Below are 18,968 nucleotides of genomic sequence, written 5' to 3' on the forward strand. Positions count from 1 at the left end.
TCAAAGGTAGTCCCGGCTCATCAGCCGGACTTCGTCCTGTTCCCCGGGGGCGAGGTAGGGAAGAACCAGGTGCATCATCTGGTAAACCCCGCGGCCCGGGTCCACGGATTCCCGATCTTCAAGGTGTGACAGCGTATCAAAACTACTCCAGTAACAAGATGTTAGCGTTAACTGTTCACACAAAGATTCAAGTTCTTCCCCGTTTATTTCCATCATCCCCTGACGCCGGAAACTCTCGCAGATCACCTGAAAAGCGGTGGTCTTCTTTTTAAGAAGCCTCTTGAATCTCGCCTGCAGCTGGTCGTATCGCGACAGCACATTGACCAGGTCCTGGTAGAGGAAGCGGTACCTCGCCACCGTCTCGAACATCAGGTGCAGGAAGAAGCCGTTCTGGTCCAGGCTGATGTCCGCATCTTCCGGTACTGCCAGCAAATCGAGCATTTCAGCCTCGAACCGTCCGAACAGTTCCTCGACGATGTCGCCCTTGCTCTTGAAGTGGTAATAGAGGTTGCCCGGGCTGATCTCCAGTTCGTCGGAGATCAGCAGGGTGGTCACGTTCGGCTCCCCGACGCAGTTGAACAGGGTCAGGCTGGTATCGAGGATGCGGTCGCGGGTTTTGATTTTTTTCATGTCGCGCCCGGCCGCGCCTCAGAGATCGAAACTGGCCCAGACCGGACAGTGGTCCGAGGGCCGTTCCATGGCGCGAATGTCATAGGAAACCCCGGCCGCTCGGGCCTTGGGCAGCAGGCTGTCGCTGGCCATGATCAGGTCAATGCGCAGGCCGCGCCTGGGATCCCGCTCGAATCCCCGGCTGCGGTAATCAAACCAGCTGAAGGTGTTGTCCTCTTCCGGGTGCAGGTACCGGAACACGTCGGTAAAGCCTCGCTGTTCGACCTGGCTGAGCCATTCCCGCTCCTCGGGCAGGAAGCTGGTCTTGCCGGTGCGCAGCCAGCGCTTGGCGTTGTCGGCTCCGATCCCGATATCCCTGTCGGTGGGTGAGATGTTCATGTCGCCCATCACCACGACATGGCCGCCCTCTTTTTTCAGGTCATCCAGGTAGCGCATCAGGTCCGCGTAAAACTTTTCCTTGGCCGGAAATTTCACCGGATGGTCGCGGTTCTCGCCCTGGGGGAAATAACCGTTGATGACCGTCAGCTTTTCGCCGTTGACGGTGAACTGGCCGGTGATCAGCCGGCGCTGGGAGTCCTCGCCGTCCCAGGGATAACCCTTGAGCACCCTCTCGGGCTCTTCTTTTGAGAGCAGGGCAACGCCGTAGTGGGTCTTCTGGCCGTGGAAATGGACCCGATAACCCAGCTTATGAATCTCCTCCACCGGAAAATTCTCATCCTGCACCTTGGTTTCCTGCAGCCCGATCACGTCGGGGTTCAGGTCCCGGATTACGGCTTCAAGCTGGTGCAAACGGGTGCGAATACTGTTGACGTTGAAGGATACAAACATCATGGCTGCATAGGTCTCCGGCGTAGGTTCCGGCGGAGTTTAACACACTGGTACGGGGTTGCTGCCTTGGCAGCACAGACAGGATCAGGGAGTCAGTTCACATTCCGGGTAACTGGCGATGTCGTAGCGGATGTGGGCCTGGTAATTGGTATCGGAGTCCCTGCGGATATTGGTCAGGCCCAGGTAATGGGTGAGTGCGCCCCGGTCGTTATAGCCGAGCTGTATCGGGTCCACCAGGAAGCGCAGGATCATGCTGGTGGGCCGAATGGCGACCTCGAGGTCCGCTTCCAGATCGGGATGCTCGCTCGGCTCAAGAATAAAGCCATAGAGTTCGCCCCGGGTCGGGCCCAGGAACCGGAACTCCACCGAGCGGCCCTGCTGCAACGCGGACCAGTGCTCGCGAACCAGGTTGTCAAACCCGGCATCAACCACGGCACGCCCCTGAATCGGCACATTGAAGGCCTGGGTTTCGCCTGAGGGGGTTACCCAGTCAACCTCTATCATGCCTTCGCCCGGGTAGCTGATCCGGAGCGATTCATCGAAACGGGGCTGGTTGAAATCCACTTCCGGCTGAACGGGGGAACGTTCGTACCCGAGTGATTTCTCCGCAAAGCTGTCATTCTGATTCGGTTCACGATATTCCACCTGATGATTCAGGGGGCGGAACTGGCCCTCGGTACATTCGCCTTCAACCTGATGGTGCTCGGTATAGAGCACTTCCCCGTTCTCCGCCCGGGCCTCACCGGAGAACTGGAAGGTTTTTCCGTAACAGGCTCCGGTGGCAGCCAACAGCAACAGCAACAGGGTCAGGGCAGGCCTACGCATCCGCTTCATTGTGCGAGCTCCGGATAAAGGTATTTGCGAATGAACAGCAGCAGCGGAAATACCACCAGCCAGCCCACCGCGAGTGCCAGCAGTGATTGAGTCTGGTCGGGCAGGGACACAGCACCGAGCTTGCTGGCAGACCAGTAGGCAAAGGGGCCGGCGATGGGCGCCAGCACAAAGGGCAACCAGCGATTCCGGCTGATCCAGTCCAGCGAATGACACAGGGTGGTCATGAAAATGGCCCAGATCGCCACCAGCCACGGGGGCACGATCAGTAGCTCGGCGGTCTCCGAATAGAGTACGCCGGTCTGGAACCAGAGCGTATCCAGGGCTGCGCCCACCACGGTGCCGAAGCCGATGAACTGCAGTTCGCTGAACCGCTTCTGGCTGACCAGCACGAAGTGCAAGATCAGGAACAGGCCTATGATCAGAACCGCAAGCCGGTTCGGATACAGCACACAAAGAAGCCATCCCGCCTGGAACAGGACAAAGTTCAGAACCTTGCGGGAAGTTTCCGAGGCAATCATACGCTCAGGATGTTCGCACGTTTGTTGCCGGGCTTGGCAAACACCAGCTGGGACACGCCGATGGCCCGCTCACTGAATCCCGCCTCGCAGTAGGCAAAGTAGAAATGCCACAAGCGGCGGAACGCCTGGTCATAGCCCATCTGATCCAGACTGTCTTTCCTGGCCATGAAACGCTCGCACCAGTCCCGCAGGGTGCGGGCGTAATGGAAGCCGATATCTTCCGAATGGGTCAGCACCAGGTTCGAGCCGTTGCGAACCGATTCCAGGATGGCACCGAACGAGGGAATGAAGCTGCCCGGAAAGATAAAGCGCTGGATGAAATCCACGTTCTTCAGGGCGCGCGCGTACCGTTGCTCGGGCATGTTGATGGCCTGCACCAGGGCCAGGCCATCGGGCTTGAGCAGGGCATTGATCTGCTGAAAATAGCTATCCAGAAACTGTGGGCCGACTGCCTCGATCATTTCAATGGAGACCAGCTTGTCGAACTGGCCCTCGAGATCCCGATAGTCGTCGAACAGCAGGGTAATACGATCTTCCAGTCCCTCGGCCTTGACCCGCGCCTTGGCCAGATCTAGCTGTTCCCGGGAGATGGTCGTGGTGGTGACGTGGCAGCCAAAATGCTTGGCGGCATGGATGGCAAAGCCGCCCCAGCCGGTGCCGATCTCGATCACGCGATCGTCCGGGCCGAGATCCAGTTTCCGGCAGATGGTATCCAGCTTGTGGACCGCCGCTTCTTCCAGGGTGGCATCCTCCCGGGGATAGATGGCCGAGGAGTACATCATGGTGGGGTCCAGGAAGGTTTCGAACAGGTCGTTGCCCAGGTCGTAGTGGGCACTGATGTTCTTACGGGAGCCCTCTTTGGTGTTGCGGTTGAGCCAGTGCAGGCCTTTGAGGGCAGGCTTGGTGACCCAGCTGAACCGGTCCTCGAATTCGTTCATCCGGTCGACATTGCGGGTGAAGAAGCGCAGCAGCGATACCAGATCCGGAGTGGACCAGTCGCCGGCCACGTAAGCCTCGGCGGCACCCACGCCACCGCCGGTCAGCAGATCCCGCCAGGTGCTGTGGTCGTGGATGACCAGTTCGGCCGGAGCGTAACGGGTATCGCCGTCACCAAAGATGAGGGTTTCGGCACCCGCCTCCCTGATGGTCAACACGCCGTGCTGAAGGACCTTGAGCTGCTGAAGCACCAGTTGCCGGGCAATTCGACTCATCAATGGCAGGTTGCCGGAGTCGGCATGTTCGCGTGTATCGACGGATGTATTCAGGTTCTCCATGAGCTTACCCTTCCACCAGTGGTGTTTACGTCATTGCCGGTGGTCACATCCAGTCCGGCATCTTCGGTTCCCCGGCGATAGGCCGGATCGTCCCCGGACAGTTTGTCCGGATGGGTGTAAAACGGGGCGCCTTTCAGTTTCAGGCGCAGGGCGTTCCAGTAGATGCCTGCGACCACCTTGATCGCCTCGACCGGAAAACGGCGCAGGCTTCTGTGCAATTCTTTACGAGTGAGGGGGGTACGCTGGACCACAAGGGTGGCGTCAAAATGCTTGTGTTGTTCCTGGAAAACGTTCATGTGTATCCGCAGCTCCGGGCCGCGGAAACTGAAGGTCCACTGGTATTCCTGTTCCATGCCATTGAACGGCGACACATGGAAACGCTTGGAGAAGCCGAAGCGCTCGGTTCGCCAGCCCGCGCTGTTGGCTTTTGCCCCCGTGGTCTCCAGGCAATAGACGTGCCGTTCGTGCCAGGGCGTGTTGGTGATCTGGGCCACGATTACGCGGGGCACCGCGCCTTCGGCGGGATCTTCTCCATGCTCGTAGCAAAAGTAGAAGCTGACCGGATTGAAGACGTAGCCGAAGTAACGGGGGTGGGTGATCAGTTCAACCGTCCCGTCCGGGTACCAGCCGGTCGCATCCTTCACATAATCGCGAATGGCGGCGGACAGGTTGCGGACTTCCGGCCGGAAATAATCGTCACGGCGCAGGGACATCCAGTTGAAGCGTTCCAGGGAGAAGAACCGGCTGATGCGGGAGATCCTGTCCCATTCGTCCACATCAAGCGCCAGCATCCCGGTGCCATATTCGAACCCATGGCCGATCGGCTGCATTCGGCGATGGCGCACGGACCCTTCAAGCCACTGGCTGCCCATGCTCAGATCTCCATCCCGAAATCACTCAGTACCCGAACCGCACTGCGCACGCCGTCCTCGTGGAAGCCGTTGAACCAGTAGGCACCGCAGAAATGGGTACGGTTGCGGTTGCCGATCTCGTGGTAGCGCTGCTGTGCGGCGACCGCCTCCAGGGTAAAAACCGGGTGGGCGTATTCAAAGCGCTTGATGACCTTGTCCGGTTCAATGTCCTGGCTGCGGTTGAGGGTCACGCAGAAGGTTTCCCGGGCGTCGTGGAAGTTCTGCAGGATGTTCATGTTGTAGGTGACCGACACCGGCTGGGTGCTGTGCTGCGGGAGGAAGTAGTTCCACGCCGCCCAGGCCCGGCGGTTGGAGGGCAGAAGGCGGCTGTCGGTATGCAGCACCACGTCGTTGTTCTGGTAGGCTATGGCGCCCAGGACATCCCGTTCCTGGTCGGTCGGATCGGCCAGCATGGCCAGCGCCTGGTCACTGTGGCAAGCCAGGATGACCTGATCGAATTCGTGGCTCTCGCCGTTCACTTCGACGGTCACGCCGTTCTCATGCCGGCGCACGGCACTGACCGGGCTGTTCAGGTGGGTGCGGTCGCCGATCCGCTCCATCATTTTCTTCACATACTCGGCCGAGCCGCCGCTGATCACCCGCCAGGTGGGCCGGTCGTCCACCGACAGCATGCCGTGGTTATTGAAGAACTGCAGGAAGAACCGGATCGGGAATTGTTCCAGAACAATCTCGGGGGCCGACCAGATCGCCGCTCCCATGGGCACGATGTAGTAGTTGCGGAAATACCGGGAGTAGCCGTTGCGGTTCAGGTACTCGCCCAGGGTTTCAGCGTCGCTGATGTTGCCGTCAGACAGATCCTTCCGGGTTTCCCGGTTGAACCTCAGGATCTCCCGGATCATGCGCAGGAACGGCAGGTTCAGCAGGTTTTTGCGCTGGGCAAACAGGGTGTTGAGGCTGGTTCCGTTGTATTGCAGCCCGGAGGACGGGCAATCCACGCTGAAACTCATGTCGCTGACTTCGGAAGCAACCCCCAGTCGGTCCATCAGTTTGATGAAGTTCGGGTAGGTCCAGTCGTTGTAGACGATGAAGCCGGTATTGACCGGCCAGGTGCGGCCGTCGGATTCCACCTGCTCGGTGTTGGTGTGGCCACCGGCATAATCGCCGGCTTCAAACAGCTGAACATCGTGTTTCTCCGCAAGCTTCCAGGCCGCGGTGAGGCCGGAGACGCCGGCCCCAATGACAGCAATACGCTGACGTTCGTTGGTCATTCGGTTTTTTCCTGTTGATCAGAACTCTTGCGCGCCATGTTGGCGGCCATGCGGTCAACCAGAGCCCCGGGCAGCGAGCCCAGGATCTTGAGCGTCCAGGTAAAGCGTTTGGGAAAGGCAATCTCGTTCTTGCCCTTGGCCAGCCCACTGACGATCCGCTCGGCCGCGTCCTCGGCGGAAATCCGGAAGGGCATGGGGAAATCGTTGCGGTCGGTGAGCGGTGTTTTTACGAAGCCGGGTGAAACCACCACAACGTCAATGCCCTCGGCGGCCAGGTCGGCCCGCAGCGAGTGGGCAAAATAGCTCAGCGCGGCCTTGGAGGCACCGTAGCCTTCCGCCCGGCCAAAGGGAAACCACCAGGCGGAGGAACTGACAATGACCAGAGAGGCTGGCCGGCCCATCGCCCGGGTGCGGCGCAGCGCGGGCAGGGCAATGTCCAGCGAACGGGCGGTACCGAGCACATTGGTCACGATGTTCGCTTCGATCACATCACTGCTGTACTGGTCGACCTCCAGGTACTCGCAGGTCCCGGCGTTGAGGATCGCCATATCCAGAGGCTGGTCTGAATCCAGGTCAGGGGCGATTTTGGCCAGGTCCTCCTTGTTGGTGGTATCGGCAACGGCCGGCTGAATCCGCTCGGGCGCCAGTTCACGCAGTTTTTCCAGCGCTTCGGCACGGCGCCCGGTGATCACCAGGTGGTGTCCGCCACGGGCCAGCGATCGGGTCAGCGCTTCGCCAATCCCGGAGCTGGCGCCCGTGATCCAGATGTTGGACGGTCCCTGCAATCGTGTACTCATCCCGCTTGCCCTTTTATCCAGCGGACCACCCGCCCGAGAGCCGGGAGGTTCTCGTAAAGCAGTTGGCCGGCATCAAAATAGTCCCGGTGAAAGCTGACCCGGCCATCTTCGATCTCCAGATGGCTGATGCCATCCACGGAAATTTCGCGACCGCCACGAATCCGCCTGTGGCGCAGTTTCATAACCCAGGGCAGGGCGACGGAGGCCCCGTTGGCGACGGCAGGTTCAAACTCGAACCTGCAGGAAATGACGTTCTTGTAGGCACCCGCAAAATAGTGGGTCAGCTCATCAAGACCGGTAACCCGACCGAAAGGGTCCTGGAACCGGATGCCCTCGCTATAGACTGCCTGGAGTTTGTTCAGGTTTCCCTTGTCCAGCTCGTTGAACAGTGCCTTGAAGTGTTCGATCGTCGCCGGAACGGCCGAGTTCTTGTTACCTACTTCAATTGCTGAGGCTGTGCTCATGACTGCTTCCTCCTCATCGCATCGAGCTTGCGGGTTTCCTCCTGAATGTGCTGCGGTATCGGGTTCAGATCCCAGATGATGCCCAGACGGGACAGCAACCACAGCCCGTACCAGGTAATGTCGATTTCGTACCAGCGGAAGCCCTGGCGGACCGACTGGGGCCAGCGGTGATGATTGTTGTGCCAGCCTTCACCCAGGGTGATCAGGGCCAGCCAGAAATTGTTGCGGCTGTCGTCATTGGTGTCGAAGCGGCGCTTGCCCCAGACGTGGGACAGGGAGTTGATCGAGACGGTGGCGTGGAACAGCATCACCGTGGAGATAAAGAAGCCCCACACCAGCAGCTGCAGACCATTGGTGCCCAGGGAAGGCGCAAAGGCCGCCAGAGCCTCACCGAGACCATAGATACCCACCGCGGCCGCAGCTGGTACCAGTGAGTCGAAACGGTTGATGAAGCGCAACTCCGGGTACTTCATCCAGTCCCGCACGCGCCGTTCGTCCATGGCAAAGCCGGCATCGCAGGTGAACCAGCCCACGTGTGACCACCAGAAGCCGCCATGATGGGGGGAATGGAGATCCTCCTCACGGTCGGAGTGCTGGTGATGATGGCGGTGGTGGGCCGCCCACCAGAGCGGGCCACGCTGGGCAGCACTGGCGCCCAGCAAACCGAAGATGAACTGTGCCGGCCGGCTGGTCTTGAAGGTCTTGTGGGCGAAATAACGGTGATAGAACCCCGTGATGGCAAACATGCGGATCAGGAAAAAGGCCACGGCAAAGCCGACGGCGAACGCACTCGCCCCGGTGTAGAATGCCAGCAGGCATACCAGATGCAGCAAAATGAATGGCACTACCCGGATGAAATTGAAGGAGCGGGAGCTCGTGTCGATGTGATCCGAACCCGCGTCAGAGTCGAACCACCTCAGAATGTTTATAAACCAGTGTTGCACTCGGGTCATACCCTGATTGCCCTTCTACTTCTGTGTGAAACCAAGTCGGCGAAGCATCGCTCAACGCTCGAGGGGTTTTACGTAATCGTTACTCAAATTGGATGCACCAAACACGATGTTTAATGAAGCACCCGACAGACACCTTATACGCCGTATTGCCGTCATCGGTTCAGGGATTGCAGGGCTGACTTCGGCGATTTTGCTCAGGGAACAGGGCCACTCGGTGACCGTGTTCGAGAAAAGCCGTGGCCCCGGTGGACGCCTGGCCGCGAAACGGGTTCCCGGAGGCTCTGCGGATCTCGGCGCCCAGTATTTCACCGCCAGAAACCCGGCTTTTCGGGACTTCCTGACCCGGTACGCCGGGGACAGCAGTTTCACCACCTGGCAGGGGCGCCTGGTCTTCCAGCACCAGGACGGAAGCAGGGAGCCTTTCCCGGAGGAAGAGCGTTATGTCGGAACCCCCCGTATGACAGCCATCAGCCGGGCGCTGTCAGCCCATGTTGACCTGGTCACCGAGACCCGTATTGAAAGAATGGCCCGTAAAGACAGTCAGTGGGAACTGGTCGATACCGGTGGCAACAATGTGGGCCGCTTTGACCGGGTGGTCGTAACCGCACCGCCGGCCCAGGCCAGGGATCTGATGCAGGCGAGTGGTCTGGAGGAGGTTGCAGGCCGGCTGGAGCAATCGGTATCAGCCGTGGCGCCTTGCTGGGCGGTGGCGGCGCATTTCAGCCAGCCTCTGGATCCGGGGTTCGACGGTATCCGTTGCCAGCATCCGGTGTTGTACTGGGTTGCCAACAATTCCAGCAAGCCGGGCCGTGAGGATTCCGGGCAATGGTGGGTGCTGCACGCTAACGCGGAATGGACGCAAGCGAATGTGGATGCAGCGCCGGAACAGGTTGGTGGCGAGCTGGTAAGGGTATTCCAGCAACTCACTGGCACTGATGTTCAGCCGGATGATCTTGTACCCCACCGCTGGCTCTACGCCCGCTCCGGTGGCGAGAATCTTCCGGGCCACCTGTGGTTCGATCAGCTGGGCATCGGCATGGCCGGGGACTGGCTTGATGGTGGTCGGGTCGAGGGCGCCTTCAACAGTGCCAGCGGGCTGGTCCAGGCAATGGCGTCCTGAGCCGGCTATTCCGTCATGTCTTCAACCGGGCCGAGAGTGATGTTCGGTCGGGTGTAGAAGTGGGTGATGGTGCCGTCGCTGAACTTGCTGAAGAACGCGCTCACTTCCGTGATCTTGCGGAGTGACCGCGTCCGGTTGATGGGGTCGCGCACCAGCACCTTGATGCCGTTGAAGTTGTCCTGGATGTTGGAGAACCGGGCGCGCATGGAGCAGGTCACCACGTGCGCCGGGTTCAGCCCCAGTTCCCGGGCCAGCCACTCGCTGTGGCGGTTAATCCCCTTGTCACTGAGATCCTCCCGCGTGTCCAGGTGGTCAAGCTTCACCCGGTTGACGATGCAGAAGGAGTAACTCTGGGGGTTCTGGCGCGCCACCTTGCGGAAGGCTTCCCAGAAGAAACTGTCCGTCAGCTCCGCGAAGAAGCGCATGTCACTCAGGCAGGTGTCGATCCACTCGAAATTCTCCTGATCCTCCAGGACCTCATTGATCGCTTCCCGGAGCAGCCAGTCGAAGCCGAGCGCGGTCTTGTGGGCGTATACCTTCCGGTACATCTGGTGCCGGCTGTAGACAAAGTCCTCCAGGGCGCCCAGGCCTTTATGGGTGATGGCCAGGCCCAGCCAGGGCTCGGCGACATCCCAGCCGAAACGGAAGTTGGTCAGCAGGTGATCCAGATTCAGGCCACCGATCGTCACCGAGGAATGGAAGCCGTCCCGGAGCATGTAGTCGGCGCGATCCGCGTCAATTTCCCCGGAAACGATAGAAGAAAGCAGATCCATGACCAGGCCGGGAATGTTCTCGTCCGGCATGGAGCCGGATTTCGCCTCGTCCCCGGCGATAAAGTTCCAGAAGGTCTCGGCGTGGCGGCGGAAAGTCTCGCTGGGCCGGACGTCGGTGGTTTCCATAATGCCAATCACATCCCTGCGGTCCAGCCCGGCGGCTTCCAGATCCACGGCAGAGAGCACCTCGTGGGCAACCCGCACCGAGTAATGCTCATGTTCGAGCTCTTCCGGCTCTTCACCGTGGTACTGCGAGAAATTCACCCCGGTCCAGAGGTTGCGGAACCGGTCCGGCCGGGACATCAGCTCGCGGATACGCCGGGCCTGGGTGAACTGGTGCGAGAAACTGGAGTGGCCGCTGTCGTGGAGCAGGCAGCCCAGGCGTATGGTTTTCGCCAGGTAATCGATGGCATCGAGCTGGCTCAGGGTGAGATCGGTCTGCTCGCTCAGCTGGCGCTCCCGCAGGTAGGCATCGATCATCGAGCGGAACATCCGCGTGCCCACATGCATCACCCCGACACTGTGCAGGAAGCGGGAATGGGTAGCACCGGGAAACACCAGGCTCAGGATATCGTTCTGGCAGATATTACGCAGGCGCTGGAACAGGGGATGGTCGATGACCTGTATCTCATGCCGGTATAAGGGAATCCCACCGTGAACCGGATCCATGATCAGCTTGTCATAAGCCCCGAGTAAATCGTTTACCGCACGTCTCATGGTCAGGATTCTCCCCAATTCGCGAAACTGGCCTTGTTATATCACAGGGTCGTGCCAGAATAGGCTTTATCAAGCCAATTTATCGTTTATCGATGGTAGTTTAGGGCAACAGCCATGGCATCGCGCACCGAGCGCATTCTTATTATTGACGCCGATGAAAAGGCCCGTGTCGACCTCTCACGTTATCTTGAGGCGCGCGGATTCTATGTGACCGGTTTTCCCGACGTGGCTGCAGCCAAGAGCCTGTTCGACGATAACACTCCGGATGTCATCTTTGCAGATCTGGATCCCGAGGCCATCCGGGATCTGGCCGGCAGGCTCGAGGAGTCGGAGACATTCACCCCGATTGTGGCCTGCTCCAGCACCGAATCCAGCGCCGATGTGGTAAAAGCCCTGCGGGCGGGCGCTGCCGATTTCGTGCTCAAGCCGTGCAGTGATGACAAGGGCGCCCTGGACGATGTGATCGGCAAGTTGCTGGACCGGGTCCGGGTCAACCGGTTGAACCAGCTCTATCGCCAGGAGCTGGAAGAGGCCAACCGGGACCTGCGGGACGGCATCGCCGAGCTCAGGGCCGACCAGCGGGCAGGGCGCAAGGTCCAGCTGCGGATGCTGCCGGACCGGGAACAGATGATGGGTGGGTTGCACGTGGACCACCTGATCAAGCCTTCCCTGTACCTCAGCGGTGATTTTCTCGACTATTTCCGGATTTCGGAAGACAAGCTGCTGGTCTACATCGCCGATGTGTCCGGCCACGGCGCCAGTTCAGCCTTCGTGACCGTGCTGCTGAAGAACCTGACCAACCGGTTGCAGCGCAACCTCCGGCGCCAGTCCAGTGATGACATCCTGTACCCGGAGCGCTTCCTGGAGCGGATCAACTCGGAGTTGCTGGACACCGGGCTCGGCAAGCATGTGACGGTGTTCGTGGGGATCATCTCCGAATCCGAGCGCAAGCTCCGTTACGCAGTGGGTGCGCATTTCCCGATGCCGATCCTGTCCTTCGAGGGCGGAAGTACCGCTTTCCTGGAGGGCAGCGGGCTGCCGGTGGGGCTGTTCGAGGCGCCCGAGTGGGAGGTTTATGAGGTGGCGCTCGACAAGCCGTTCCGGCTTTTGCTGTTTTCCGATGGCATTCTGGAGGTAATCCGGGCCAAATCCCTTGATGAAAAGGAGAAGACGCTACTTGAACTCGTATCGGGAGGTAGTCACACTATCGCATCTCTCAACGAGGCGCTGAGTCTGGACGGCATAACAGAACTTCCGGACGATATCGCTATCGTATCGGTAACTGATACCATTAAAAGGTCAGACAGCACGTCCCCTAAATAGTGGCAGTGTGAAACATGGCTGGTTACAAGATCCTGCAAGCTGAACAACAGGGCATTTATGTCCTCAAGTTTATCGGTGAAATCCGGCTGAACCTGTGTTCGACGCTGGACAATCTCGTTGAGTCCATTACCCAGGATCCTCAGTTCAAGACCGTGGTTATCGATCTGACCGAGACCGAGATCATCGACAGCACCACCCTCGGCCTGCTCGCCAAGATCGCTATGGCCGCACAGAAACAGAGTCATTTCCTGCCGACGCTGATTTCCACCAATCCCGATATTACCCGCATCATTACCTCCATGGGGTTCGACAAGATTTTCATCATTGTCCGGGAACCCGCCTCCCGTATTGAGGAACTGGAAGAGATTCCGGTACTGAAAGCCAGCGAACAACAGGTTCGCGACAAGGTTCTCGACGCCCACAAGGTGCTGATGGGCATGAACCGGAAGAACCGGGAAGAGTTCAAGAATCTGGTGCGTGCTCTGGAATGCGAAGAGCACGGCTGATCCGATAACAACACGGAATGACTATGTCTGATACCAACGCGTCCCGCGATTCAGGGGCCCAGAACCCGCCACATGACGTTGCAGTACTGGGCGGCGGCAGTTTCGGAACCGCCATGACCAAGGTACTGGGTGAAAATGGTCACCGGGTACATTTCTGGATGCGGGACCAGGCCCAGGCCGACGAAATCCGCAAAACCGGCATCAACAGTCGCTATATGCCGGGCGTCAAACTTGAGGGCGATATCGAGCCTACGACCGATCTGGCCGATGCTGTGAGCAAGGCAGAAGTGGTCTTTGTCGCCATTCCCAGCAAGGCTTTCCGGGCCGTTATCCGGGAACACAGCAACGATTTTCGCGATGGCCAGATCGTGGTCAGTCTCACCAAGGGCATTGAAGAGCATGGCTTCAAGCTGATGAGTGAGATCCTGCAGGAAGAAATTCCCCGGTGCCAGATCGGTGTACTGAGCGGTCCGAACCTGGCAGCAGAAATTGCGGCCCGGGATCTGACGGCCACCGTGATTGCCGCCAAGGATCCGGATGTGCGCCGTACCGTTCAGGACCTGCTCGGCTGCGAGTATTTCCGCGTGTATGCCAACGTCGATGTATACGGCGTGGAGCTTGCCGGGGCACTGAAAAACATTTACGCCATTGTCGCAGGCCTGGCCTCGGCGCTGGATATGGGCGAAAACGCCAAGGCCATGCTGATTACCCGCGGGCTGGCGGAAATGAGCCGCTTCGCCGTAAGCCTGGGCGCCAACCCCATGACCTTCATGGGTCTGGCTGGTGTGGGCGATCTGATCGTGACCTGTACTTCCTCCAAGAGCCGTAACTTCCGGATCGGCTATGCGGTCGGCAAGGGCCAGAACCTGGACGACGCCGTCAAGGAACTGGGCCAGGTGGCCGAGGGTATCTATACCCTGAAGCTGGTCAAGGAGCGCTCCGAGGCCATCGGTATCTACATGCCGCTGGTGCGTGGGCTCTACGAAATTCTCTATGGCAATGCGTCGATCAAGGCGGTGATCAACAGCCTGATGATGGCAGTCCAGAATTCCGACGTGGAGTTCATCCTGCCCCGCACCATCAGCCAGTAACCGGAAGGATCGGAGGTTCCCGTGCAACTGATCATCATGCGCCACGGCGAGGCCGGTTGGCACACCCTGGACCAGGAACGGGAACTGACGGAAGCCGGTCGGGAAGGGGTCGGAGCCGTTGCGCACCGTATTGCCGAATCTCCCTGGCGGCCCTCACTGATCTGGAGCAGCCCCTATGTCCGGGCACGTCAGACGGCGGGCATCATGTCCGAGATCCTCAACTGCCGGATTGACGAAAAGGATTTCATCACCCCGGATGATGATCCTGGCGCCTGCCTGGATGCCCTTCTGGAAGTCCGTGAATCCCGGCTGCTGATCGTCTCCCACATGCCGTTTGTCGGCAGCCTGTCCACACTACTGGTGGATGGTCACCGCCGTGGCATTCCCTTCATGACTGCCCAGGCGGTTTGCCTGGACATGCCTGTGGTGGGGCCGGGTTGCGCGGACTTGAAAGCCCAGTTTTTGCCCTGATCTTACCCACAAACACTCTCTGATTTCGGAAGCACCTATGTACAGTTTTCCCATCGACTATGTCGAGCCGGTGTTTCGCCCACCGAGTGAAGCCAAATCCCTGATATTGCCGGTGACCAACGGTTGTTCCTGGAACAAGTGCACATTCTGCGAGATGTACACCCAGCCCCAGAAGAAGTTCCGGGCCCGCAAACCGGAGGACATTCGCAGGGACATCGAGAACGCAGCGAAAACCCTGGGCGGCGTCCGGCGGGTATTCCTGGCCGACGGTGATGCCATGGTCCTGCCAACCCGTCGCTTGCTCGAGATACTTGCCGACCTCAAGGCCGCGTTCCCGGATTTGCAGCGGGTGTCCAGTTACTGCCTGCCAAGGAACCTAGCGAAGAAGAGTGTCGAGGAGCTGGCGGAACTCCGGGAAGCCGGGCTGGCCATCCTGTACGTTGGCATGGAATCCGGTGATGACGAGGTACTGCGCCGGGTCAACAAGGGCGAAACCTGGGAGTCCACCCGCTCGGCCCTGGTCAAGATCCGGGAAGCGGGGCTCACCAGCTCTGTGATGGTGCTGAACGGTCTGGGCGGTGAAGTGCTGTCCCGGCAGCATGCCATCAATACGGCGTTGCTGTGCAACGAAACCCAGCCGGATTACCTCTCGACCCTGGTGGTGAGCTTCCCCCGGGGTGAGGAACGCTTCCGCGCCGGCTTCGGGGATGATTTTGTCCCGCTGTCACAGCAGGGACTGTTCGAGGAAATCCGCCTGTTCCTGGAGCATCTGGAACTGGAGAAGACCGTTTTCCGCAGTGACCACGCCTCCAACTACCTGGTGCTCAAGGGCATTCTCGGCCGGGACAAGCCGAAGCTGCTGGACCAGGTCAATCTCGCCATCTCCAACCCCGGCGCTGCGCCGCTGCGGGCAGAATGGATGCGTGGACTCTAGGAGGCACTGAGCCATGAACAAGAATCCGGAAACCTTCGCCAAAGAAGTCGAGGACACCGTCAAGAAGCCGGGACTGCCGCCACTGGATCAATGGCACCCGGAACTGTCCGGGGATATGGATATGGTGATCCGCCGGGACGGACAGTGGATCTTCAAGGGCGAGCCCCTGGGCCGCGAGGCCATTGTCCGGCTGTTCTCGACCATCCTGCGGCGGGAGGAAGACGGGGAGTTCTACCTTGTGACCCCTGTTGAGAAATGGCGTATCCAGGTCGAGGATACGCCGTTGCTGGCGCATTCCCTGGAGGTGCATGGCACTGAGGATGATCAGGTACTGACTCTTACCACCAACGTGGGCGAAACGCTGGAAATCAGTGACGAGCATCCGCTGGAAGTAGGGCAGTATCCGGATTCGGGCGAGCCGAGACCGGTTATCAAGGTTCGTCACGGTGTTGAGGCCCGGGTTGTCACCGCGGCTTTTTACGAGCTGGCGGACCTTGTCGTCGAAAAGGAAGATGCCGGCGAAACCGTTTACGGCGTAATGAGTCACGGAAAGTTCTGGAAAGTCGGGCAGGGCGGTTGAAAAACTCCGGCCTGCCCCCATCAATCACGGTAGAAAACGCATCCTGTCACTTGTTAAACTGTGTTTTCTTACTTGTTATCGAGCCTGGCTCTCTAACGAGGCCCGGTGGTCGTTAGTCCCTCTGTGCAGTCCGGCTGTTCATGATCACTTTCGATTGCCTTAATTCATAAATGCAGTCATTGCGACACGCAAGGAGATAAAATGGCCCAACCTCGTGTTGTTACCATTCATTACACCCTCACCAACGACCAGGGAGAGCAACTCGATTCCTCCCGTGTAGAAGGTCGTGAGCCGCTGACTTACCTGGAAGGCGCACAGAACATTATCGGTGGTCTGGAAAGTGCACTGACCGAGAAGGACTCTGGTGATCAGGTGAAGGTTTCCGTTGAGCCAGCAGAAGGCTACGGCGAAGTAAACGAAGAACTGATCCAGCCGGTTCCCCGCTCTGCCTTTGAAGGCGTAGACACCATCGAGCCGGGCATGCAGTTCCAGGCACAGACTCCGGGCGGCCCCCAGATCGTACGTGTAGTGGAAGTTGGCGACGAGACCGTCACCATCGATGCCAACCACCCGCTGGCTGGCCAGACCCTGCACTTCGACGTGGAAGTGGTCGAGACCCGCGACGCGACTGAAGAAGAGCAAGAGCACGGCCACGTGCACTGAAGTCGCGCCTGAAGGCGGGGGAACGGGGTCTATGGCAGCGGGGTCTGATGAAATCTTTCATCTGACCCCAACTTAAAGCCCATCCCCAGATCCGGGCCTCATGGCAACGGGGTCTGATGAACACTTTCATCTGACCCCAACTTAAGGCCTGCCCCCCCGCCTCTGCGAAAAAACGGCCCCTTATGGGCCGTTTTTTTGTGCCTGCCGGAAAGTGGGGAGGTTTGAGAATGGGGTCAGAAGAAGGCTTTCTTCAGACCCCGGGTTGGCGTGGACCTTGCGGATAGACTTGAAAATGGGGTCAGAAGAAGGTGTTCTTCAGACCCCTGAGGTTAGGTTGAACCTTGGAGATCGGCTTGAAATTGGGGTCAGAAGAAAGTGTTCTTCAGACCCCTGGGGGTGAGTTGGGCCTGGACTCCGGGGTCAGAAGAAAGCCTTCTTCTGACCCCCTCTTCACGCCTCAGACTCCTCCCAGATTTCAGGCAAAAAAAGGGGTCAGATGAAAGCTTTGATCTGACCCCATGTTCACCTCAAACTCCGAAGCTTACATATTCGGATAGTTCGGGCCGCCGCCCCCTTCCGGGGTCACCCAGTTGATGTTCTGGGCAGGATCCTTGATGTCACAGGTCTTGCAGTGAACACAGTTCTGGGCGTTGATCTGGAACTTCTTGCCGCTGCCGTCTTCTGCTTCAACGACCTCGTATACGCCGGCCGGACAGTAGCGCTGCGCGGGCTCGTTGTATTTCGGCAGGTTTTCCTTCAGCGGGATATCCGGATCGGTCAGCTTCAGATGAACCGGCTGGTCTTCCTCGTGGTTGGTGTTGGAGATAAACACCGAGGACAGGCGGTCGAAGGTCAGCTTGTTATCCGGCTTCGGATAGTTGATCTTCTTGGCCTCGGACGCTGGCTTCAGGGTCGCGTAGTCCGGAGTGGTATCGTGAAAAGTGATCGGCAGGCTGCCGCGCAGGATGTTCTGCTCGAAGAAGGCGATGGCGCCGCCAACCACGTTGCCGAACTTATGCATGGCCGGGCCGAAGTTACGCTCGGCGTAGAGTTCCTTGTACAACCAGCTGTCCTCGAAACGCTGCTGGAAGCTGGTGATTTCCTCACCACTCTTGCCTTCCTTCAGTGCCTCGAATACCGCTTCCGCGCCCAGCAGGCCGGACTTCATGGCGGTGTGGGAACCCTTGATCTTGGAGCTGTTCAGGGTGCCGGCGTCACAGCCCAGCAGCAGGCCGCCCGGGAAGCTCATCTTCGGCAGGGCGTTATAGCCGCCCTTGGCGATGGCACGGGCGCCGTAGGATACGCGCTTGCCGCCTTCCAGGTATTTGCTGATTTCCGGGTGCAGCTTCAGGCGCTGGAATTCCTCGAACGGGCTCAGGTGCGGGTTGCTGTAGGACAAATCGGTGATCAGGCCTACGTAAACCTGGCCGTTTTCCAGGTGATAAAGGAAGGAACCGCCGGTGGAGCCGGATTCGTTCAGCGGCCAGCCGGTCGTGTGGACGACCAGGCCCGGCTCGTGTTTGGCCGGATCGATGTCCCACAGCTCCTTGATGCCGATGCCGTAGTGCTGCGGATCTTTGCCTTCATCCAGTTTGAAATCATTGATCAGGCGCTTGCCCAGGTGACCGCGGCAACCCTCGGTGAACAGGGTGTACTTGGCGCGCAGTTCCATGCCCGGCATGTAGCCGTCTTTCTCGGAACCGTCACGGGCCACGCCCATATCACCGGTGATGATGCCCTTGACCTGGCCATCCTCAACAATGGTCTCGGCCGCGGCGAAGCCCGGGTATACCTCAACACCCAGCTGCTCGGCCTGTTCGGCCAGCCAGCGGCACAGGTTGCCCAGACTGATGATGTAGTTGCCGTGGTTGTGCATGTTCTTGGGCACAAAGGCATTCGGGATCTTGGTGGCGTTTTCCTGGTTCTTCAGCAGGAAGATGTCGTCCCGGGTAACCGGCGTGTTCAGGGGAGCGCCTTTCTCTTTCCAGTCCGGGAAGAGTTCGTTCAGGGCAGTGGGCTCGAATACGGTACCGGCGAGGATGTGCGCACCGATTTCCGACCCTTTTTCCACCACGCATACGGTCAGTTCTTCGCCGGCTTCCTGCGCCAGTTGCATGACGCGGCAGGCTGCCGACAGGCCCGCAGGGCCGCCGCCGACGATCAGAACATCAAATTCCATCGATTCGCGTTCCACGTTGGTCTCCTCAAACAGCTTCTATTGGAAATTATTTGCCCGCAGGCCGATTTACAGGGGCGTCATCATACCGGTAAAACTGCCTATAGACGACTGCCCCGAGCCGAATAACCCGGACAATTTAACCGAAAGCATACCGCATTTGAGAAATCAAACAA

The 18,968-nt window shown here is 59.2% G+C and carries 20 protein-coding genes; 8 read left to right on the forward strand and 12 right to left on the reverse strand.

Annotated elements, in window-relative coordinates; genetic code table 11:
* The 10 genes from BM254_RS15765 to BM254_RS15810 all read right to left on the reverse strand — a co-directional run bounded on the left by BM254_RS15765 (position 1) and on the right by BM254_RS15810 (position 8,438).
* Positions 1-630 (reverse strand): TetR/AcrR family transcriptional regulator, encoded by a 630-nt coding sequence (locus BM254_RS15765; protein ID WP_092005938.1) that lies wholly within the window; start codon positions 628-630, stop codon positions 1-3.
* A gap of 18 nt (positions 631-648) precedes the next feature.
* Positions 649-1,461 (reverse strand): exodeoxyribonuclease III, encoded by an 813-nt coding sequence (gene xthA / locus BM254_RS15770; RefSeq protein ID WP_092005941.1) that lies wholly within the window; start codon positions 1,459-1,461, stop codon positions 649-651.
* A gap of 81 nt (positions 1,462-1,542) precedes the next feature.
* Positions 1,543-2,292 (reverse strand): hypothetical protein, encoded by a 750-nt coding sequence (locus BM254_RS15775; RefSeq protein ID WP_245777459.1) that lies wholly within the window; start codon positions 2,290-2,292, stop codon positions 1,543-1,545.
* Complete coding sequence (locus tag BM254_RS15780; RefSeq protein WP_092005944.1) at positions 2,289-2,810, reverse strand: DUF2878 domain-containing protein; 522 nt, start codon at positions 2,808-2,810, stop codon at positions 2,289-2,291. The genes BM254_RS15775 and BM254_RS15780 overlap by 4 nt, the downstream gene beginning before the upstream one ends.
* Entirely contained in the window at positions 2,807-4,084 is a 1,278-nt protein-coding gene (locus BM254_RS15785; RefSeq protein ID WP_092005947.1) for an SAM-dependent methyltransferase, read from the reverse strand. Before BM254_RS15785 ends, BM254_RS15780 begins: the two co-directional genes overlap by 4 nt.
* Positions 4,072-4,956 carry a DUF1365 domain-containing protein gene (locus BM254_RS15790; RefSeq protein ID WP_092005950.1) on the reverse strand — a complete coding sequence of 295 codons (885 nt, stop codon included), beginning with the start codon at positions 4,954-4,956 and terminating at the stop codon, positions 4,072-4,074. The genes BM254_RS15785 and BM254_RS15790 overlap by 13 nt, the downstream gene beginning before the upstream one ends.
* Positions 4,957-4,958: 2 nt before the next feature.
* Positions 4,959-6,224, reverse strand: a complete 1,266-nt coding sequence (locus BM254_RS15795) for an NAD(P)/FAD-dependent oxidoreductase (RefSeq protein WP_092005954.1) — start codon at positions 6,222-6,224, stop codon at positions 4,959-4,961.
* A complete protein-coding gene (locus BM254_RS15800) occupies positions 6,221-7,021 on the reverse strand; it encodes an SDR family NAD(P)-dependent oxidoreductase (RefSeq protein WP_092005957.1) in 801 nt (266 codons plus the stop codon). The genes BM254_RS15795 and BM254_RS15800 overlap by 4 nt, the downstream gene beginning before the upstream one ends.
* Positions 7,018-7,485 (reverse strand): nuclear transport factor 2 family protein, encoded by a 468-nt coding sequence (locus tag BM254_RS15805; RefSeq protein WP_092005960.1) that lies wholly within the window; start codon positions 7,483-7,485, stop codon positions 7,018-7,020. The genes BM254_RS15800 and BM254_RS15805 overlap by 4 nt, the downstream gene beginning before the upstream one ends.
* Positions 7,482-8,438 (reverse strand): acyl-CoA desaturase, encoded by a 957-nt coding sequence (locus BM254_RS15810; RefSeq protein WP_092005963.1) that lies wholly within the window; start codon positions 8,436-8,438, stop codon positions 7,482-7,484. Before BM254_RS15810 ends, BM254_RS15805 begins: the two co-directional genes overlap by 4 nt.
* A 106-nt stretch (positions 8,439-8,544) precedes the next feature.
* Between BM254_RS15810 and BM254_RS15815 the strand changes: the two genes are divergently transcribed.
* Positions 8,545-9,558, forward strand: a complete 1,014-nt coding sequence (locus BM254_RS15815) for an NAD(P)/FAD-dependent oxidoreductase (protein ID WP_092005966.1) — start codon at positions 8,545-8,547, stop codon at positions 9,556-9,558.
* A gap of 5 nt (positions 9,559-9,563) precedes the next feature.
* Here BM254_RS15815 and BM254_RS15820 read toward each other — a convergent pair whose 3' ends face one another.
* Positions 9,564-11,048: an HD domain-containing protein gene (locus BM254_RS15820; protein ID WP_092005969.1), complete on the reverse strand. Its 1,485-nt coding sequence runs from the start codon at positions 11,046-11,048 to the stop codon at positions 9,564-9,566.
* 114 nt (positions 11,049-11,162) lie between these two features.
* On the opposite strand from BM254_RS15820, the gene BM254_RS15825 reads away from it, so the two are divergent.
* From BM254_RS15825 to BM254_RS15855, 7 genes are all read left to right on the forward strand, one after another.
* Positions 11,163-12,371, forward strand: coding sequence for a PP2C family protein-serine/threonine phosphatase (locus tag BM254_RS15825; RefSeq protein WP_092005972.1), 1,209 nt, complete (start codon positions 11,163-11,165; stop codon positions 12,369-12,371).
* Between the two features lie 14 nt (positions 12,372-12,385).
* Complete coding sequence (locus tag BM254_RS15830; protein WP_092005975.1) at positions 12,386-12,877, forward strand: STAS domain-containing protein; 492 nt, start codon at positions 12,386-12,388, stop codon at positions 12,875-12,877.
* A gap of 23 nt (positions 12,878-12,900) precedes the next feature.
* Positions 12,901-13,968 (forward strand): NAD(P)H-dependent glycerol-3-phosphate dehydrogenase, encoded by a 1,068-nt coding sequence (locus BM254_RS15835; RefSeq protein WP_092005977.1) that lies wholly within the window; start codon positions 12,901-12,903, stop codon positions 13,966-13,968.
* A gap of 21 nt (positions 13,969-13,989) precedes the next feature.
* Positions 13,990-14,439, forward strand: coding sequence for a SixA phosphatase family protein (locus BM254_RS15840; protein WP_092005980.1), 450 nt, complete (start codon positions 13,990-13,992; stop codon positions 14,437-14,439).
* A 37-nt stretch (positions 14,440-14,476) separates the two neighbouring features.
* The gene (locus BM254_RS15845; protein WP_092005983.1) at positions 14,477-15,373 is read left to right on the forward strand and encodes a radical SAM protein; all 897 of its coding nucleotides are present in this window, start codon (positions 14,477-14,479) and stop codon (positions 15,371-15,373) included.
* A 13-nt stretch (positions 15,374-15,386) separates the two neighbouring features.
* Positions 15,387-15,953, forward strand: a complete 567-nt coding sequence (locus BM254_RS15850) for a DUF1285 domain-containing protein (RefSeq protein ID WP_092005986.1) — start codon at positions 15,387-15,389, stop codon at positions 15,951-15,953.
* A 201-nt stretch (positions 15,954-16,154) separates the two neighbouring features.
* Positions 16,155-16,616 (forward strand): FKBP-type peptidyl-prolyl cis-trans isomerase, encoded by a 462-nt coding sequence (locus BM254_RS15855; RefSeq protein WP_092005989.1) that lies wholly within the window; start codon positions 16,155-16,157, stop codon positions 16,614-16,616.
* 541 nt (positions 16,617-17,157) lie between these two features.
* On the opposite strand, the gene BM254_RS15860 is transcribed toward BM254_RS15855, so the two are convergent.
* Entirely contained in the window at positions 17,158-18,810 is a 1,653-nt protein-coding gene (locus BM254_RS15860) for an electron transfer flavoprotein-ubiquinone oxidoreductase (protein WP_092005992.1), read from the reverse strand.
* Between the last annotated feature and the right edge of the window lie 158 nt (positions 18,811-18,968).

Origin of the sequence: Marinobacter pelagius (assembly GCF_900114925.1) — a bacterium.
GTDB lineage: Bacteria > Pseudomonadota > Gammaproteobacteria > Pseudomonadales > Oleiphilaceae > Marinobacter > Marinobacter pelagius.

Coding starts and splice junctions, on each gene's coding strand:
- BM254_RS15765 (WP_092005938.1), bottom strand. CDS start 630: ATGAAAAAAATCAAAACCCGCGACCGCATCCTCGATACCAGCCTGACC.
- xthA (WP_092005941.1), bottom strand. CDS start 1,461: ATGATGTTTGTATCCTTCAACGTCAACAGTATTCGCACCCGTTTGCAC.
- BM254_RS15775 (WP_245777459.1), bottom strand. CDS start 2,292: ATGAAGCGGATGCGTAGGCCTGCCCTGACCCTGTTGCTGTTGCTGTTG.
- BM254_RS15780 (WP_092005944.1), bottom strand. CDS start 2,810: ATGATTGCCTCGGAAACTTCCCGCAAGGTTCTGAACTTTGTCCTGTTC.
- BM254_RS15785 (WP_092005947.1), bottom strand. CDS start 4,084: ATGGAGAACCTGAATACATCCGTCGATACACGCGAACATGCCGACTCC.
- BM254_RS15790 (WP_092005950.1), bottom strand. CDS start 4,956: ATGGGCAGCCAGTGGCTTGAAGGGTCCGTGCGCCATCGCCGAATGCAG.
- BM254_RS15795 (WP_092005954.1), bottom strand. CDS start 6,224: ATGACCAACGAACGTCAGCGTATTGCTGTCATTGGGGCCGGCGTCTCC.
- BM254_RS15800 (WP_092005957.1), bottom strand. CDS start 7,021: ATGAGTACACGATTGCAGGGACCGTCCAACATCTGGATCACGGGCGCC.
- BM254_RS15805 (WP_092005960.1), bottom strand. CDS start 7,485: ATGAGCACAGCCTCAGCAATTGAAGTAGGTAACAAGAACTCGGCCGTT.
- BM254_RS15810 (WP_092005963.1), bottom strand. CDS start 8,438: ATGACCCGAGTGCAACACTGGTTTATAAACATTCTGAGGTGGTTCGAC.
- BM254_RS15815 (WP_092005966.1), top strand. CDS start 8,545: ATGTTTAATGAAGCACCCGACAGACACCTTATACGCCGTATTGCCGTC.
- BM254_RS15820 (WP_092005969.1), bottom strand. CDS start 11,048: ATGAGACGTGCGGTAAACGATTTACTCGGGGCTTATGACAAGCTGATC.
- BM254_RS15825 (WP_092005972.1), top strand. CDS start 11,163: ATGGCATCGCGCACCGAGCGCATTCTTATTATTGACGCCGATGAAAAG.
- BM254_RS15830 (WP_092005975.1), top strand. CDS start 12,386: ATGGCTGGTTACAAGATCCTGCAAGCTGAACAACAGGGCATTTATGTC.
- BM254_RS15835 (WP_092005977.1), top strand. CDS start 12,901: ATGTCTGATACCAACGCGTCCCGCGATTCAGGGGCCCAGAACCCGCCA.
- BM254_RS15845 (WP_092005983.1), top strand. CDS start 14,477: ATGTACAGTTTTCCCATCGACTATGTCGAGCCGGTGTTTCGCCCACCG.
- BM254_RS15850 (WP_092005986.1), top strand. CDS start 15,387: ATGAACAAGAATCCGGAAACCTTCGCCAAAGAAGTCGAGGACACCGTC.
- BM254_RS15855 (WP_092005989.1), top strand. CDS start 16,155: ATGGCCCAACCTCGTGTTGTTACCATTCATTACACCCTCACCAACGAC.